At 73.8% G+C, this 15,313-nt stretch carries 14 protein-coding genes; 6 read left to right on the forward strand and 8 right to left on the reverse strand.

Annotation, left to right across the window (positions count from 1 at the left end; all coding sequences use genetic code 11):
* Positions 1 to 81: 81 nt before the first annotated feature.
* From QSK37_RS44530 to QSK37_RS44545, 4 genes are all read left to right on the forward strand, one after another.
* Positions 82 to 1,092: an NAD-dependent epimerase/dehydratase family protein gene (locus tag QSK37_RS44530; protein WP_285573117.1), complete on the forward strand. Its 1,011-nt coding sequence runs from the start codon at positions 82 to 84 to the stop codon at positions 1,090 to 1,092.
* 64 nt (positions 1,093 to 1,156) lie between these two features.
* A complete protein-coding gene (locus QSK37_RS44535; protein ID WP_285633966.1) occupies positions 1,157 to 2,338 on the forward strand; it encodes a glycosyltransferase in 1,182 nt (393 codons plus the stop codon).
* Complete coding sequence (locus QSK37_RS44540) at positions 2,335 to 3,282, forward strand: NAD-dependent epimerase/dehydratase family protein (RefSeq protein ID WP_285633969.1); 948 nt, start codon at positions 2,335 to 2,337, stop codon at positions 3,280 to 3,282. Before QSK37_RS44535 ends, QSK37_RS44540 begins: the two co-directional genes overlap by 4 nt.
* 32 nt (positions 3,283 to 3,314) lie before the next feature.
* Positions 3,315 to 4,601, forward strand: a complete 1,287-nt coding sequence (locus tag QSK37_RS44545; RefSeq protein WP_285633972.1) for a nucleotide sugar dehydrogenase — start codon at positions 3,315 to 3,317, stop codon at positions 4,599 to 4,601.
* Between the two features lie 6 nt (positions 4,602 to 4,607).
* On the opposite strand, the gene QSK37_RS44550 is transcribed toward QSK37_RS44545, so the two are convergent.
* The 8 genes from QSK37_RS44550 to QSK37_RS44585 all read right to left on the reverse strand — a co-directional run bounded on the left by QSK37_RS44550 (position 4,608) and on the right by QSK37_RS44585 (position 13,653).
* Positions 4,608 to 4,811, reverse strand: a complete 204-nt coding sequence (locus tag QSK37_RS44550) for a PspC domain-containing protein (RefSeq protein WP_285573104.1) — start codon at positions 4,809 to 4,811, stop codon at positions 4,608 to 4,610.
* 137 nt (positions 4,812 to 4,948) lie between these two features.
* Complete coding sequence (locus QSK37_RS44555) at positions 4,949 to 7,489, reverse strand: FtsX-like permease family protein (RefSeq protein ID WP_285633976.1); 2,541 nt, start codon at positions 7,487 to 7,489, stop codon at positions 4,949 to 4,951.
* Positions 7,483 to 8,268, reverse strand: a complete 786-nt coding sequence (locus QSK37_RS44560) for an ABC transporter ATP-binding protein (protein ID WP_285633979.1) — start codon at positions 8,266 to 8,268, stop codon at positions 7,483 to 7,485. The genes QSK37_RS44555 and QSK37_RS44560 overlap by 7 nt, the downstream gene beginning before the upstream one ends.
* A 134-nt stretch (positions 8,269 to 8,402) precedes the next feature.
* The gene (locus tag QSK37_RS44565; RefSeq protein ID WP_285633982.1) at positions 8,403 to 9,371 is read right to left on the reverse strand and encodes a UDP-glucuronic acid decarboxylase family protein; all 969 of its coding nucleotides are present in this window, start codon (positions 9,369 to 9,371) and stop codon (positions 8,403 to 8,405) included.
* Complete coding sequence (gene rfaE2 / locus QSK37_RS44570) at positions 9,368 to 10,801, reverse strand: D-glycero-beta-D-manno-heptose 1-phosphate adenylyltransferase (RefSeq protein ID WP_285633985.1); 1,434 nt, start codon at positions 10,799 to 10,801, stop codon at positions 9,368 to 9,370. Before rfaE2 ends, QSK37_RS44565 begins: the two co-directional genes overlap by 4 nt.
* A 16-nt stretch (positions 10,802 to 10,817) precedes the next feature.
* Positions 10,818 to 11,414 (reverse strand): D-sedoheptulose-7-phosphate isomerase, encoded by a 597-nt coding sequence (locus tag QSK37_RS44575; RefSeq protein ID WP_285633988.1) that lies wholly within the window; start codon positions 11,412 to 11,414, stop codon positions 10,818 to 10,820.
* Positions 11,411 to 12,628, reverse strand: coding sequence for a glycosyltransferase (locus QSK37_RS44580; RefSeq protein WP_285633991.1), 1,218 nt, complete (start codon positions 12,626 to 12,628; stop codon positions 11,411 to 11,413). Before QSK37_RS44580 ends, QSK37_RS44575 begins: the two co-directional genes overlap by 4 nt.
* A gap of 131 nt (positions 12,629 to 12,759) precedes the next feature.
* A complete protein-coding gene (locus tag QSK37_RS44585; protein ID WP_432705660.1) occupies positions 12,760 to 13,653 on the reverse strand; it encodes a glycosyltransferase family 2 protein in 894 nt (297 codons plus the stop codon).
* 211 nt (positions 13,654 to 13,864) lie between these two features.
* On the opposite strand from QSK37_RS44585, the gene QSK37_RS44590 reads away from it, so the two are divergent.
* Together QSK37_RS44590 and QSK37_RS44595 are read left to right on the forward strand one after the other, a co-directional pair.
* A complete protein-coding gene (locus QSK37_RS44590; protein WP_285633997.1) occupies positions 13,865 to 14,392 on the forward strand; it encodes a hypothetical protein in 528 nt (175 codons plus the stop codon).
* Between the two features lie 232 nt (positions 14,393 to 14,624).
* Positions 14,625 to 15,269, forward strand: a complete 645-nt coding sequence (locus tag QSK37_RS44595) for a hemerythrin domain-containing protein (RefSeq protein WP_285634003.1) — start codon at positions 14,625 to 14,627, stop codon at positions 15,267 to 15,269.
* The last annotated feature ends 44 nt before the right edge of the window (positions 15,270 to 15,313 follow it).

Consider the following 15,313-nt stretch of genomic DNA (forward strand, 5'->3'; position numbering starts at 1 on the left):
GGATCCGACCCGAAGTGACTAAGTGATCACGAAGGGTAGTGCTACCTGCACTGACCACTCGGAATTTCGAGAGGGCGTGTCATGGCGGACAGTACTGGAACGCGCTATTTGGTGACGGGCGGCGCCGGTTTCATCGGTTCTTATCTCGCTAATGCACTATTAACCCGTGGTGACACCGTTGTCGTCCTGGACAATTTGCAGACGGGGCGGCTGGCCAATCTCGAAGAGGCGAGCGCGTCTCCGCGCTTCCATTTCGTGCACGGCTCGGTGCTCGACGAACTCGTGGTGGACGAGCTGGTGCACCAGTGCGACGTGGTCGTGCACATGGCGGCGGCGGTGGGCGTCCGGTTGGTGGTCGAACAGCCGCTGAAGTCGCTCACCACCAACATCCGCGGTTCGCAGGTGGTGGTCGAGGCGGCCCACCGGTACCGCCGCAAGATCCTCATGACCAGCACGTCGGAGATCTACGGGAAGAACTCCCTCGGGCCGCTGCGGGAGACCGCGGACCGCATCTTGGGCGACCCGTCGATCGTCCGCTGGGGCTACAGCACCGCCAAGGCCGTCGATGAGATCCTCGCCAACTGCTACCACCGCGAGCGCGGCCTGCCCACGATCGTCGTCCGGCTGTTCAACACGGTCGGCGCGCGGCAGAGCCCGGCGTACGGGATGGTCATCCCACGGCTCGTGCAGCAGGCCCTGCGGGACGAGCCGCTGACCGTCTACGGGGACGGGCGGCAGACCCGCTGCTTCGCGCACGTCCTCGACGTCGTCGACGCACTGCTGCGGCTGCTCGACGACGACGCGGCGGTCGGCCAGACGTTCAACATCGGATCCTCCGAGGAGATCAGCATCGGCCGTCTCGCCGAAGCGATCATCGCCCGGTGTGAGAGCCGGTCGCGGATCGAACTGATCCCCTACGAGGAGGCGTACGGGGCCGGCTTCGAGGACATGCAGCGTCGGGTCCCCGACACGACGAAGCTCCGCGCGCTCACCGGCTGGCAGCCGCGCTACACGCTCGCCGACGTGCTGAACGACGCCATCACCGAGGCGCGCCGCGAGGCGGCCCCACGAGCGGACCTGGTGTCACCATGAACGAGCGAAGCGAGCGAATCGACAGGCACGGCGCCCTGGTCCCTCCCCCGACGAAGGAGGGCTCATGATCGACGGGGAGCGCATCCGGGTGATGCGGATCATCGCGAGGATGAACGTCGGCGGGCCGGCGCTGCAGGCGAGCGTCCTGATGCGCGGCCTGGACCGGGAGCTGTTCGACCAGCGCCTCTACACCGGGACCGTCGAGCCGGGCGAGGCGGACTATCTGGAGCTGCGCGCGCGTGACGTCACGCCGCACCGGATCGCCACGCTCGGCCGGTCGATCCGTCCGGCCGACGACGCGCGGGCGGTCGCCTCGCTCGTCGCCGAGATGCGGCGGTTCCGCCCGCACATCGTGCACACGCACACGGCCAAGGCGGGGCTGCTCGGGCGTACGGCGGCCGTCCTCGCCCGGGTGCCGGCGCGCGTGCACACCTACCACGGCCACCTTCTCTACGGCTACTTCTCGCCCGCGAAGACGCAGCTGGTGGTGCACAGCGAGCGGATGTCCGCCCGGCTCTGCGACCGTCTCGTCGCCGTCGGCACGCGGGTGCGCGACGAGCTCATCGGGGCGGGCATCGGCCGGGCGGAGCAGTACGCCGTCGTGCCGCCCGGCACCGAACTCCGCCCGCCGCCCGCTCGCGCCGCCGCGCGCCTGGCTCTCGGGTTGCCCGGCGACGGGCCGGTCGTCGCGTTCGTGGGCCGCCTCACCGGCGTCAAACGACCGGACCGGCTGGTCGAGGTCGCGCGGGAGCTGCGCCGGCTCGTCCCCGGCGTGCGGTTCGTGATCTGCGGGAGCGGCGACGCCGCCGGCGAGGTCGCCGCGGCCGCGCCGGAGTTCGACGGCGCGATGCGGATGGTGGGCTGGCGGCGTGACGTCGAGACCGTGTACGGCGCGGCCGACCTGGTCCTGCTCACCTCCGACAACGAGGGGATGCCGGTCTCGCTGATCGAGGCGGCCCTGTCCGGCCTGCCGGTCGTGGCGACCCGCGTCGGCAGCGTCGCGGAGGTCGTGCACGACGGTGTCACGGGTCTGCTCGCGCCGTGCGACGCGGGCACGCTGGCCCGCCGGGCGGCGGGCCTGCTCCTGGACGATCCCCGGCGCCGCGAGATGGGCCGCCGGGCGCGGGCGTGGGCCACCCAGCGGTTCGGCGCCGAGCGGCTCGTCGCCGACATCACCGGGATCTACGGGTCCATCGCCGAGGAACGGGGCTGGTGGCCCGTACGACAGAAGGAGGAGGCCCGATGAACGTCCTTGTCACCGGGGGCGCCGGCTTCATCGGCGCCAACCTGTGCCGCGAGCTCGTGGAGCGGCCCGAGGTCGACCGGGTGGTCGCGCTCGACGACCTGAGCACCGGCCGCGCCGACAACCTCGACGGCACCGGCGCCGAACTGGTCGAGGGCAGCATCCTCGACGCCGCCGTGCTCGCCCGGCTCGTGGCCGACGCCGACGCCGTCGTGCACCTGGCCGCCCGCCCGTCGGTCCCCCGGTCGCTCGCCGACCCGGTGGCCAGCCACGACGTGAACGCCACCGGCACGGTCCGGGTCCTTGAGGCGTGCCGGCGCGAGACGGTCCACGTGGTGGCGGCCTCGTCTTCCTCGGTGTACGGCTCGGTCACGTCGCTGCCCAAGCACGAAGGGCTGCCGACGCGGCCGCTCAGCCCGTACGGGGCCAGCAAGCTCGCGGCCGAGGCGTACGTCCTGGCGTACGGGGCGAGCTTCGGGCTGCCGTCGCTGGCCTTCCGGTTCTTCAACGTGTACGGCCCGCTGCAGCCGGCCGGGCACGCGTACGCCGCCGTGGTGCCGGCCTTCGTCGACGCGGCGATGCGCGGCGAGCCGCTCCTCGTCCACGGGGACGGCCACCAGACGCGCGACTTCACGTTCGTCGGGACGGTCACGCAGGTGCTCGCGGACGCCGTCCTGCGGCGGGTCACCAGCGACGAACCGGTGAACCTGGCGTTCGGCACCCGGGTATCGGTGCTGGAGCTGACCCGCCGGCTGTCCGGGGTGCTCGGCACGCCGGTCGAGGTGCGGCACGGCCCGCCGCGCGCGGGCGACGTCCGCGACTCTCAGGCCGCGGACGAGCGGCTCCGGCGGCTCTTCCCCGGCGCCACGGCCGTGCCCCTGGAGGAGGGACTCCGGCGGACGGTGGCCTGGTTCCGCGGGCGTCCGGTGTACGCGGCCGCGCGCTGACCTGCGCGCTCACTCTGGACCTGGGGGACATCATGGATCGGTCACAAGGCGATCGGCTCGTCGAATGGGACCTGGTCGTCGTCGGCCTGGGCTACGTGGGGATGCCGCTGGCCCGCGAGGCGGTGCGGGGCGGGATGCGGGTCGCCGGGCTCGACGTCGACCCGGCCCGGATCGCCCGGCTCAACTCCGGGATCTCGCACGTGGACGACATCTCCGACGGCGAGGTCACGACACTGCTCGGCGAGGGCTTCCTGGCCACGTCGGACGACAGTGTGCTGGCCGCCGCCGACACGGTGGTGATCTGCGTGCCCACGCCGCTGGACGAGGATCGCAGGCCGGACCTGGGCGCGGTGATCGGGGCCGGCCGCATGGTCGCGGACCGGCTCGGCCCGGGGACCCTGGTCGTGCTGGAGTCGACCACGTGGCCGGGCACGACCGAAGAGGTCCTGCGCCCGCTGCTGGAGAAGAGCGGCCTGTCCGCGGGGATCGACTTCCACCTGGCCTACTCCCCCGAGCGGATCGATCCCGGCAACCCGGTCTACGACCTGCGCAACACCCCGAAGATCGTCGGCGGCGTGACGGGCTCGTGCCTCGACCGCGCCATGGCGTTCTACGGCAAGCTCGTCGAGCAGGTCGTGCCGGTGCGCGGCACTCGCGAGGCGGAGATGGCCAAGCTGCTGGAGAACACCTACCGCCAGGTCAACATCGCGCTCGTCAACGAGATCGCCGTCCTGTGCGACGAGCTGTCGATCGACGTCTGGGACACGATCACGGCGGCGGCCACCAAGCCGTTCGGCTACCAGCCGTTCCGGCCCGGCCCCGGCGTGGGCGGGCACTGCATCCCGATCGACCCGAGCTACCTGTCCCACCGGGTGCGGCGCCTCGGGCACCGGTTCCAGTTCGCCGAGCTGGCCCAGCAGGTCAACGACCGGATGCCGGCGTACGTCGCCGAGCGGGCCACGCGCCTGCTGCACCGGCACGGCCGCTGCGCCAACGGCGCCGAGGTCGTGCTGCTCGGCGTGACCTACAAGGCCGACATCGCCGACGGCCGCGAGTCGCCGGCCGAGCCCCTCGCCCGGCGGCTGCACGCCGCGCGGGCCAGGGTGAGCTACCATGACCCGCTCATGGACGACTGGCCGGCCGGCGGGGTGCCGGTGCGGCGGGTGCCCGACCTGGAAGAGGCGCTCGACGCCGCCGACCTGGCGATCCTGCTCCAGCCGCACCGGTCCTTCGACCTGTCGCTGGTCGCGACGCGTGCGCCGCTGGTGCTGGACACGCGCGGCGTGCTGCCGCCGTCGGACACCGTCGAGCGCCTCTGAGGGCCGTCACATCGTCGAGGCGGCGTGCCTGCGCTCGTCGGGCATCATGATCCACAGCGCGATGTAGACGAGGAACTGCGGGCCGGGCAGCACGCAGGAGATGATCGCCAGCAGCCGTACGGTCCAGGCGCCGAGTCCGAACCGGCGGGCGAGCCCGGCGCACACGCCACCGATGACGCGACCCTGGCGCGGGCGGTGGAGACCGTTCATGTCGTATTCCTCCTTGGGATGACCTGCTTCTACGTTAGGGACGGGGACCGCTTCGGCGCGTCGCTCTCGGGGACCCTTTCCAGGTCCCCCGGGAGGGGGACGGCTCATGCGGAGGTCGTACGGCGTGCGCTCCTCTCCTACTCACGAAGACCGATGCCGTCGACGGGGCGGGTCCGCAGGACCCGCCGGGACGGCAGGAGGGTCGCCACGACGCCGATCAGCACGACACCGCCGAGCACCGCGACCCAGCCGCCGGGCGGGATGTACGGCGTCGCGGAGCCGGTGATGCCCCGGACCATGGGGATGAGGGTGCCCGCGGCGATCGCGGCGCCGAGCACCAGCGCCAGCCCCAGCAGCAGGACCTGCTCCAGCCGGACCATGCGCAGCACCTGCGTGCGCGTCGTGCCCGACAGGCGCAGCACCGCGAACTCCCGGCGGCGGCCCAGCGCGTACATCGCCAGGGTGTTCACCGCCGCGATCACCACGTAGATCAGCAGGACGGCGGTGACCACCTTGTTCGTCCAGGCGTTCTCCTCCAGGTTCCGGTCGAGGCCGACCTGGAAGGCGTCGCGGCTGACGACCGAGGAGCCCGGCGCCACGGCGTCGAGCTCGGCGCGGAGCGCCGCGGTCGCGTGCGGGTCCGCGGTGGCGACGAACACCGCGTCGTCCAGCCCGGAGCCGGTGTGCGGGGCGAGCGTGTCGTGCGGGAGGGTCAGCGCGGCGAACCCCAGGCCGCGCGTGTAGATCGCGACGACGCGGAGGGTCACCAGCGTGCCGTCGCCGAACCAGCCGCGGAAGCGGCCGCCGACGCGAAGGTGCATCGACTGGGCGGTGAGGGCGTCCACGGCGACCGCGTCGCCCCGCAGGCCGGCCAGGTCGCCGCGGGTCACGTCCAGGTCCAGTGTCCGGTCGAGGCCTTCGGTGTCGACGCCCTGCGCCGGGAGGTCGGTGATGCCGCCGCCCTGACGGGTGAAGAGCGTGCCGTGCACGACACCGGTGGCGGCGGTCACGCCGCCGATGCGCCGGATCGCCGCGGCCTCCTCGGGCCGCAGGCCGGGCGCGGCGGGCGTGACGACCTGGTCGGCCACCAGCCCGGCCCGGCTCTGGCGGCTCGCGACGTGCAGTTCGGAGGTCTGCATGAACCACAGCGAGCCGCCGAGCCCGACCGCGAGGACGAGACAGCTCAGCACGGACGAGAGCCGCCGCGCCGAGGTGGCGGTGGTGGCTCTGGCGAGGCGGCCGGTGGCGCCGGCCAGGTGCAGCAGGCGGCCGAACGTCGCGGCGGCGGCGCGGATCAGCAGCGGGCTCAGCAGCGCGACCGCCACCACCAGGGTGAACACCGTGCCGATCGAGGTACCGGCCGCACTGTCGCCCGACACGGAGCCGGACACCACGCACAACGTGATCCCGCCGGCCAGCGCGACCAGGCCGAGCGCGGACCGGACCAGGCCGACGCCGCCGCGTTCGACGGCGGTCTCGGCGAGCGCCGCGGTGGGCTGGATCCGGCTGGCGCGAAGGCTGGCCATCCATGCCGCGACGACCGCGATGACCAGCGCGGATCCGGCGGCGACGAGCGGCGGCAGCCACGAGAGGTGCGTGCGGAAGGTCTCGGGGACCATGCCGCGCGCGACGAACTGGTCGCGCAGCCGGTCGGCGAACAGCAGGCCGGGCCCCACGCCCAGCGCGCCGGCGAGCAGCCCGAGGGCCATGGCCTCCCGCACCACCATCCGCCGTACCTGGCGCGGGGTCGCCGCGAGCGCGCGGAGCAGGGCGATGTCGCGGTGGCGTTGCCGGACCGACAGGCCGACCGTACCGGCGATGACGAGGACGGCGATGAGCAGCGCGCAGCCTCCGAACACGCCCGAGACGGAGATGGCGAACTCACGCCCGTTGCCGACGGCGGGCGACTCGACGGTGCCGCGGCCGACCCCGGAGTACACGTGCGGGTAGGCGCCGGTCAGGCGGGCCGGTGCCGGCGGAAGCGCACGGCCTACGGCGCCGGCCAGGGTCTTCGGCCCGACGCCCGGATCCGGCAGCACGCCGATGACCTGCGTGACGCCGCCCGCGAGCGCGCGGGCCCCGGCGTCGTCGAGGAAGACCGTGGGCGTCTCCGGCGCCGTGCCGGCCGGCGCGGCGACGCCCGCCACGGTGTAGGTGCGCGCGGCGGAGGCGAACCCGAGCCGTACCCGTGCACCCGGCCGCGCGCCGATGCGGCCGGCGAGGCTCTGGTCGAGCACGACCTGGCCGGCCGCCGGGGCGGCCCCGGCGCGGAGCGTGAACGGCGCGAGCCGCGCCGCCGACCAGGGGTGCGCCTCCACGGGCGCGGTACGCCCGCCCGCGTCGAGCCGGGCCGGCAGCGCGACGTCGGCGACCGCCTCGCGCACGCCCGGAGCCGCGGCGATCCGCGCGGGCAGCGACGGGTCCAGCCGCCCGCGCACGGCCAGCGGGTAGTGCTCCGTGTCGGGCTCCTGCCGCGGGCCGAAGGTCACCTGGATGTCGGTGGCCGCGACGAGAACGGGCGCGGCGGCGTAGCGCGCCACCGTGCCGTTGTAGCGCACCCCGGACTCGAGCATGGCGCCGCACATCGTCACGATCACGACGGCGAACCACAGGGCCAGGAAGGTCGCGAGCATGCTCGCGGGACGCTGCGTCAGCATCCGCCAGGCGATCCTCACCATGACGGCGCCTCGCCTCCGGCGCGCGCGGCCCCGAGGTGCGCGAGGCGCTCGGCGATCGCGTCCACGCCCGGAGCCGCCAGATCGTCGACGATCCTCCCGTCCGCCAGGAACACGACACGGTCGGCGTACGACGCCGCCACCGGGTCGTGGGTGACCATGACGACGGTCTGCCGGTCGGCGTCGACCGCCTGGCGCAGCAGGGCCAGCACGCGCGCCGCCGTGGTCGTGTCGAGCGCGCCCGTCGGCTCGTCGCAGAAGATCACCTGCGGCCGTACGGACAGGGCGCGGGCGATCGCGACCCGCTGCTGCTCACCGCCTGACAGCTGGGCCGGCCGGTGGCGCAGCCGGTCCCGCAGGCCCACCCGCTCCACGACCTCGGCCAGCCATCGCCGGTCCGGCCGTACGTGCGCCAGCCGCGACGGCAGCAGGATGTTCTCCCGCACGGTGAGCGCGGGAACGAGGTTGAAAGCCTGGAAGACGAAGCCGACGCGGGTGCGGCGCTGCCGGGTCAGCGCGGTCTCCGACAGCCCGGCCAGGTCGGTGCCCCCGAGCATCACCGTGCCGGCGCTGGGCCGGTCCAGGCCCGCCGCGCAGTGCAGCAGGGTGCTCTTGCCGGACCCGGACGGACCCATGACCGCGGTGAACGTGCCGGCGAAGAAGTCGAGGTCGACGGAGTCGAGCGCCTGGACGGACGAGGCGTGACGCCCGTGGGTCTTGCGCACGCCACGCAACGCGACGGCGGGCACGGGCTCGGTCCGGGGCTGGGGTGGCGTGTTCACTGTTCTCCTGTTCGAGGAAGACAGAGAAGACGCTAGGTTTCCGGCGTACGCCGGGACGATCCGGTGAGCTGGCGGGTTCTGCTGGGGCCAGCCCCAGGGTGCTGGCACGTGGGTGCCGCGCAGTCACGCCGCCGTCAGGTGGTGATCGCGCCGTCGGCCGCCCGTACGTCCAGCTCGCGGGCGAACCAGTCGATGGTCCGCCGCAGGCCGTCCGCGCTCGGCACCGTGGGCCGCCAGCCCAGCCGTTCGCGTGCGAGTGCCGTGTCGGGCCGCCGTACGGCCGGGTCGTCGGCCGGACGCTCGACGAACGTGATCGGCGACTCGCTTCCGGCCAGGTCGCGGATGGTCACGGCCAGGTCCAGGACGGTCATCTCCTCCGGGTTGCCGATGTTGACCGGACCGGCGAAGTCGTCGAGGGCCATGGCGAGGATCCCGGCGACCGTGTCGTCGACGTAGCAGATCGACCGGGTCTGGCCGCCGTCGCCCGCGACCGTCAGCGGGCGGCCCATGAGCGCCTGGCAGACGAACGTCGGGATCGCCCGCCCGTCGTTCGGTCGCATGCGCGGGCCGTAGGTGTTGAAGATCCGTACGATGCCGGTGTTCACGCCGCGGCTGACGCGGTACGCGGTCGTCAGCGCCTCGGCGTAGCGCTTCGCCTCGTCGTACACGCTGCGCGGCCCGACCGGGTTGACGTTGCCCCAGTAGTCCTCCCGCTGGGGGTGCCGGAGCGGGTCGCCGTACACCTCGCTGGTGGAGGCCAGGACGAACCTGGCGTTCTTCTCCCGCGCGAGGCCCAGCGCGTGCAGGGTGCCGAGCCCGCCCACCTTGAGCGTCTCGATCGGCAGCCGGAGGTAGTCCACCGGTGAGGCCGCCGACGCCAGGTGCAGGACGAGGTCGACGCCTCCGGACACGTGCACGAAGCCGGTCAGGTCGCACTCGGTGAGCCGGAATCCGGGCTCGCCGAGGAGGTGTGCGACGTTGCGCGGCGATCCGGTGAGGAAGTTGTCCATGCAGGTCACCGCGGCACCCTGCGCCAGCAGCCGCTCGCAGATGTGGGAGCCGAGGAAGCCCGCGCCCCCGGTGACCACCGCGTGTTCGATCATTGGCCATCACCTCCGGGAAGAACGCTCGTGATCTCGCGGGCCCGCGCGACCAGGCGGCTCGTCGAACGGCCGTCGAGGTAGGGCAGCAGCACCACCTCGCCCCCGTGGCGGCGTACCACCGCGGCCTCGGCGAGGTCGATGCCTGCGTAGTCGGCGCCCTTGACCCAGATGCCGGGCCGCAGGCGTTCCAGCAGCGCGACGGGCGTGAGCTCGTCGAAGACGGCGACGGCGTCGACGCACTCCAGCGCCGCCAGCACGCGCACGCGATCGCCGGCCGGGACGAGCGGGCGGTCCGGGCCCTTGAGCGCCCGTACGGAGGCGTCGGAGTTGACGCAGACCACGAGGCAGTCGCCGAGCCGCCGGGCCTCCCGCAGCAGGCCGACGTGGCCGGCGTGCAGCAGGTCGAAGCATCCCCCGGTGGCCACCACGCGGCCGCCCGAGGCCTGGGTGCGCCGCACCAGGTCCCACACGTCGTCCGCCGCCACGGCGGCGGTGTCCCGCGGGGTGGCGGGCGCACCGAGCGAGGCGGCTCCGCCCGCCGCGACGAAGGCGCTCGCGCGCCGTACGGCCTCGGCGACCGCCTCGGTGACCATGCCGCCGTCGTGCAGTACGTGGGCGGCCGCCGCCGCGAAGCAGTCGCCGGCCCCGCACCCGTCCGCGCGCGGTCCGGCGACGACGGGAGCCGGGATGACGTGGGGCGCCGCCCCGCCCATCGACAGAAGGGCGCCGTGCTCGCCCAGCGTCACCGCGACCCCGGTCACCCGCCACCGGCCGACGAGGGCGGCCGCGTCGGCGGCGGCCTGCGGAAGCGGTTCGTCCGCCGCCGGTCCCCCGGCGAACCGGCGTGCCTCGGCGTGGTTCGGCGTGACCAGGCGCGTGCCGCGCGGGGGCCGCGGGCCGACCGGATGCGGGTCCCACGTCACTGGCACGCCGTCGGGCAGGGTGGCGAGCAGGCGGCGGATCCCGGAGTGGGCGGCGACGCCGCGCCCGTAGTCGGAGACCAGTACGGCGCCGGCGCGCGCGAGGGCCTCAGCCGCTCGCGGCGGCAGCGGTCCGTCGGCCGCGCGGCCGTCGCCCTCGTCGATCCGCACGAGGGTCTGGCCCCCGGCGCGGATCCGGGTCTTGCAGCTGGTCGTCCCGGCCATCGGCAGGCGGACGACGTCGGCGTACGCCGCCAGGAGCGCGCCCACGCGGTGCCCGGCCTCGTCGTCGCCGACGGCGGTGACGAGGACGACGTCCCGTCCGGTGATCTCGGCGGCGAGCCGGGCGGCCAGGCCCGCGCCGCCGGCCCGTCGATGTTCGCGGGTCCGCTCGACGACCGGGACGGGCGCGTCCGGGCAGAGCCGTCCCGCGGTCCCCTCGACGTCGATGTCGAGGAGCGCGTCGCCGACCACGACCAGCGGCCCGCCCCGTGGCCTGCCCCGTGACATCACGGGGTCTCCTCCGTCATGAGGCCATGCCTTCTCCGGCGGCGCGGTCCGGGCGGCACACGATCGCGTCGACGGAGGCGCAGAGCATGTGGATGGCGGCGAGATGGATCTCCTGGACGGTCGCGGTGCGCGGCGCGTCGACGGCGACGGCGTCGTCGCAGACGCCGGCGAGCGTGTTCGGCCCGGGGCCGGTCAGCGCCCAGGTGCGCATGCCGAGGTCGGCGGCGGCCTCGGCGGCGGCGATGACGTTGCGGCTCTCGCCGCTGGTCGACAGCCCGATGAACACGTCCCCGGGCCGGCCGTGCGCGCGTACCTGCCGGGCGAACATCTCCTGCGGCCCGTAGTCGTTGACGATGGCGGTGAGGGCCGGCAGGTCGGCGTGCAGCGGGATGGCCGCGTACGGCGGGCGCTCGTCCTCGTACCGGCCCACGAGTTCGGCGGTGAGGTGCTGCGCCTGCTCGGCGCTGCCGCCGTTTCCGCAGGCGAGCAGCCGTCCGCCGGACTCCAGCACGCACGCGAGCCGCCGCCCCCACTGTTCGATGTGCGCCGCGTGCGCGTCGAACCGGCGTACGGCCTGTTCCAGCGCCGCGAGGTGGGAGACCAGGGCGCTCATGCGCGGTCCGCGACGGCGACCGGGGCGGCGGAGGCCGCGATCAGACGTTCGTAGACGGCCTCGGTCTCGGCGGCGATCCGCTCCCAGCCATAGCGGGCGGGAACGCGCTCGGCCGCCGCGGCGCCCAGGGAGCAGCGCAGCTCCGGATCGGCGAGCAGGCGGCGCAGCTGCGCGGCCAGCGTGCCCGGCCGCCGGGCCGGCACGTGCAGGCCGGTCACTCCGTCGAGGACCGTGTCGAGGTGCCCGCCCACGGCCGAGACGACCACGGGCACGCCGCAGGCCATCGCCTCCACCGGCGCGATCCCGAACGGCTCGTACCAGGGCACCGACACGGCCACGTCGGCGGAGCGGATCAGCGACGGCAGGTCATCGTGCGCGACCCGGCCGAGAAACGTCACCCGGCCGGCGACGTGCTCCTCCCGTGCGACGCGCGCCAGCCGGCGCACCTCCGCGTCGCGGCAGAGGGAGCCGCGGTCGGGGCCGCCGGCGACGAGCAGTTCCGCGTCGGGCACCCGGCCGAGCGCCTCGATGATCGTGTCGACGCCCTTGCGCGGCACCAGCCGGCCGAACGTCACGACGCGGAACCGCCCGTCGCGCGCGTCCGACGGGCCGTCCGGGCGGAAGCACGTGGTGTCCACACCGCAGGGCACCACGAAGACCCGGCCGGGCGGCGCTCCGTACGCGGTGAGCTCCCGCACCTCGTCGGTGCAGGTCGCGATGATCGCATCCGCCTCGCAGGCGATCCGCCGCTCCAGGTGGATCCGGCTCTCCGGGCTGGTGTCGGCCTCTCTCTGGTGCCGGCGTTTGACGCTGCCGAGGGCGTGAAAGGTCTGTACGACCGGAATTCCGCGGCCCCGCGCGCCGTCGAGGGCGGCGAGCCCGCTCATCCAGAAATGCGCGTGCACGACGTCCGGCGGACGGACCAGCCACCGCCGCGAAAGGGCGGCGGCGAAGTCGTGCATATAGGCCAGCAGCCGGTCCTTGGGCACCCGGCGGGGTGGCCCCGCCGGGACGTGCTCGACCGTGACCCCGGGCGCGAACGGCACCACGGTCGGGCGGTGCGCGTCGTCACGACGCGTGAGAACGACCACTTCGTGGCCGCGTCGGGCCAGCGCCACGGCCAGCGCGCCGACGTGGACGTTCTGGCCGCCCGCGTCCGGACCGCCCACCCGCGCGAGCGGGCTCGCGTGCTCCGAGACCATTTCGATCTTCATGAGTCACTCCTTTATCAGGCGGCCGTATTGACACAATTACCGGATAACAACCCCCGAAACCCCACTTGTCCGAGCATGATCAATACACGCCGGAAAGGTAATTATTCGATCGATGACCCTTTAGGCGGGTTTTACCGGTCCGGCCATTCCTCGATCAGCAGGCGAATGGCGCTCTCGACCGATGCGGGCACGGGCCGGCGCCGGCGCAGCGCGGCCGGCAGGCGCAGCGCGGCGGCCACCAGCGCGGCGCGGGCGTCGCCGTCGCGCACCGCCGCCAGGCCCATCCGCGCGGTCTCGGCCAGGGCGACCGGCGCGGGACGGCGCATCCAGGCGGTCAGCACGATGTTGCGCAGCTCCGCACGGCGCCGGTCGCGGGCGACGGGACGGTGCGGTGACGGATGGTGCACCGCGACGATCTCGGGCACGTAGCACCGGGCCCAGCCGGCGGCCGCCAGGTCGTAGGCGAGCAGGCGCTCCTCCCCCACGAAGAACAGCAGCAGGCTGAAACCTCCGGCGTCGAGGAACGCCCGGCGACGGACGATCGCGGCGCACCCGAGGAACCCCAGCACCGGAGGGCCGGGCAGCCCGGGCTCGGCGGGCAGGGGTGAGGCGGCCATCGCCGCGTTGATCGGGTCGGGGCGGCGCTCCTCGCCGACGAGCACCCGCGCCGCGACCAGCCCGAGACGCGAGTGGGCGTCGAACAGCGCGGCGGCGCGGGCCAGGGCGCCCGGCTCCCACCACGAGTCGTCGTCGCTGAAGGCGACGTACGGCGTACGGGAGAGATGGACGCCGATGTCGCGCGCGGCGGCGCCGTGGTTACGGCCGAGGGGCACCAGGCGGACGTCCGGATGCGCCGCCCGGACGGCCGCGGTGGTGCCGTCGTCCGAGCCGTTGTCGACCACCACGACGACCGGGCGCTCGGGCAGCGCCTCGATCCGAGCCAGGGTGTCCAGCAGGCCGGCCCGCCGGTTCCGGGTGATGACCACGACGGTGAGGCGGCCCACGCCACCTCCTTTTCGGCTCATTCTTGGCTTGTCCGGCCCGGTGACCCGCACCACTCGGCTGCCCGCGCCGCGCTCACGGCAAACGCCGCTTTCCCTCGGTGAGCCGCTCTTCTACCGGCTCTATGCACCGCGTGTACCCGGGGGATAGGCGCTGCGTCAGCCGTCGCGGTAGGCGGAAGCACCCGCGGGTAGGTCCCGGCCTGAAGCGCACCGGGCCACTACGGGAGGAATCATGGACAGCGACTCGAAGCAGACCGGACGGACGGCGGAGGCCGATCCCGGACTGCTCGGCGTCTACCTCAACGACCATCTGGCCGGGGCGACACTCGGCAGTGAGCTGTCCGCACGGCTGGCGTCGGCACACCGGGACTCGGAGGACGGCGCCGTCCTCGAACGCCTCTCCACGGAGATCCGCGAGGACCGGGCCGCGCTGATCGAGCTGATGGCGGCCCTGGAGGTTCCGGTCCGGCAGTACAAGGTCCTGCTGGGCTGGGCGGCCGAGAAGGCCGGCCGGTTCAAGCCCAACGGGCGGCTGCTGGAACGCTCGCCGCTCAGCAGCCTGGAGGAGCTGGAGGCCATGACCCTCGGCGTGGTCGGCAAGTCCGCCTGCTGGCGGGTGCTGCGGACCCTGGCCGACCACGACGACCGGCTCGACCCCGAACGCCTCGACGATCTCCTCCGCCGGGCGAAGCGGCAGGCGGAGACGCTGGAGGAACTGCGGCTCCGCGCCGGCGCCCGGCTGGCCACGTCCGCCGCCTGACCGTGCGCGACCGGCGTCTTTACCCAGGTCAGCGGGTTGACCGGGAACCGCGACCGGGAGATGGTGGTGCCAAGTCGTGACGAGGAGGTTCCGCCTGGGGGGCGGGCTGTGCTCGGCCGATCCCGCGAGCCGTTTCGCGCGATAACCGTGTGTTTTGACCTGTGTGACGTGAGTAGCGGGGGTAGAGAACCAGACAACACGGTTCGCTGGTCGTCACGGACGGGGGGCCTTGATGACGAAGAACGCGCACGATCTGATCGACATACTGACCCATGACCAACGGGAGCTGGAGGACCTGCTCGGCGAACTGACCGCCGCACGGGACCTCGGCGAGCGCCGCCGCATCCTCGACGACGTCACGATCGAACTCGTCTGGCACGCGGTCGTCGAGGAGACGCACCTGTACCCGGCGGTGCGCCGGCACCTGCCGGACGGCGACCGGGTCGCCGACAAGTACGCCTCGGAAAACGCGCAGGTCGAACGGCTCCTGGAGGAGCTCCGGCGATCCGCCGCCGCCGACCGCGTCTTCGCCTCGCTGACCCGGCGGCTCATGGACGAGGTGCACGAGCACATGCGGGAGGAACAGCACGCGCTGCTCCCCCGCCTCGCCGAACACGCGAGCCCGGAGGACCTGCGGCGGCTCGGCGAACGGGTCGAATCCGCGATCAACCGAGCGCCGAGCCGGTCGGACCTGACCGCACCCGCCCGCCCACCCGAGGCCGGCGACCTGGCCCACCGCGTCCGCGAACGCTTCCCACACGAGCCGGAACCGGCACGGGGACCACGGCCACGCCGCCCGCGTACGCCGAAGAGCCCCGACGCCTGCGACCAGGACAGCATGTGGCCGGACCTGTGGGCCGGCCACCGCTGCACGTAGACCCTGTCTCAAAGCTTCCGGCCGAGGGGCCCGCCCGAGGGTCC

Source organism: Actinoallomurus iriomotensis, from assembly GCF_030269445.1.
In the GTDB taxonomy this organism is placed as follows: Bacteria; Actinomycetota; Actinomycetes; order Streptosporangiales; family Streptosporangiaceae; genus Actinoallomurus; species Actinoallomurus iriomotensis.

Excerpts from the sequence above, each read along its gene's own strand:
- QSK37_RS44530 (WP_285573117.1), top strand. The coding sequence starts at position 82 with ATGGCGGACAGTACTGGAACGCGCTATTTGGTGACGGGCGGCGCCGGT.
- QSK37_RS44535 (WP_285633966.1), top strand. The coding sequence starts at position 1,157 with ATGATCGACGGGGAGCGCATCCGGGTGATGCGGATCATCGCGAGGATG.
- QSK37_RS44540 (WP_285633969.1), top strand. The coding sequence starts at position 2,335 with ATGAACGTCCTTGTCACCGGGGGCGCCGGCTTCATCGGCGCCAACCTG.
- QSK37_RS44545 (WP_285633972.1), top strand. The coding sequence starts at position 3,315 with ATGGATCGGTCACAAGGCGATCGGCTCGTCGAATGGGACCTGGTCGTC.
- QSK37_RS44550 (WP_285573104.1), bottom strand. The coding sequence starts at position 4,811 with ATGAACGGTCTCCACCGCCCGCGCCAGGGTCGCGTCATCGGTGGCGTG.
- QSK37_RS44555 (WP_285633976.1), bottom strand. The coding sequence starts at position 7,489 with ATGGTGAGGATCGCCTGGCGGATGCTGACGCAGCGTCCCGCGAGCATG.
- QSK37_RS44565 (WP_285633982.1), bottom strand. The coding sequence starts at position 9,371 with ATGATCGAACACGCGGTGGTCACCGGGGGCGCGGGCTTCCTCGGCTCC.
- rfaE2 (WP_285633985.1), bottom strand. The coding sequence starts at position 10,801 with ATGTCACGGGGCAGGCCACGGGGCGGGCCGCTGGTCGTGGTCGGCGAC.
- QSK37_RS44575 (WP_285633988.1), bottom strand. The coding sequence starts at position 11,414 with ATGAGCGCCCTGGTCTCCCACCTCGCGGCGCTGGAACAGGCCGTACGC.
- QSK37_RS44580 (WP_285633991.1), bottom strand. The coding sequence starts at position 12,628 with ATGAAGATCGAAATGGTCTCGGAGCACGCGAGCCCGCTCGCGCGGGTG.
- QSK37_RS44585 (WP_432705660.1), bottom strand. The coding sequence starts at position 13,653 with ATGAGCCGAAAAGGAGGTGGCGTGGGCCGCCTCACCGTCGTGGTCATC.
- QSK37_RS44590 (WP_285633997.1), top strand. The coding sequence starts at position 13,865 with ATGGACAGCGACTCGAAGCAGACCGGACGGACGGCGGAGGCCGATCCC.
- QSK37_RS44595 (WP_285634003.1), top strand. The coding sequence starts at position 14,625 with ATGACGAAGAACGCGCACGATCTGATCGACATACTGACCCATGACCAA.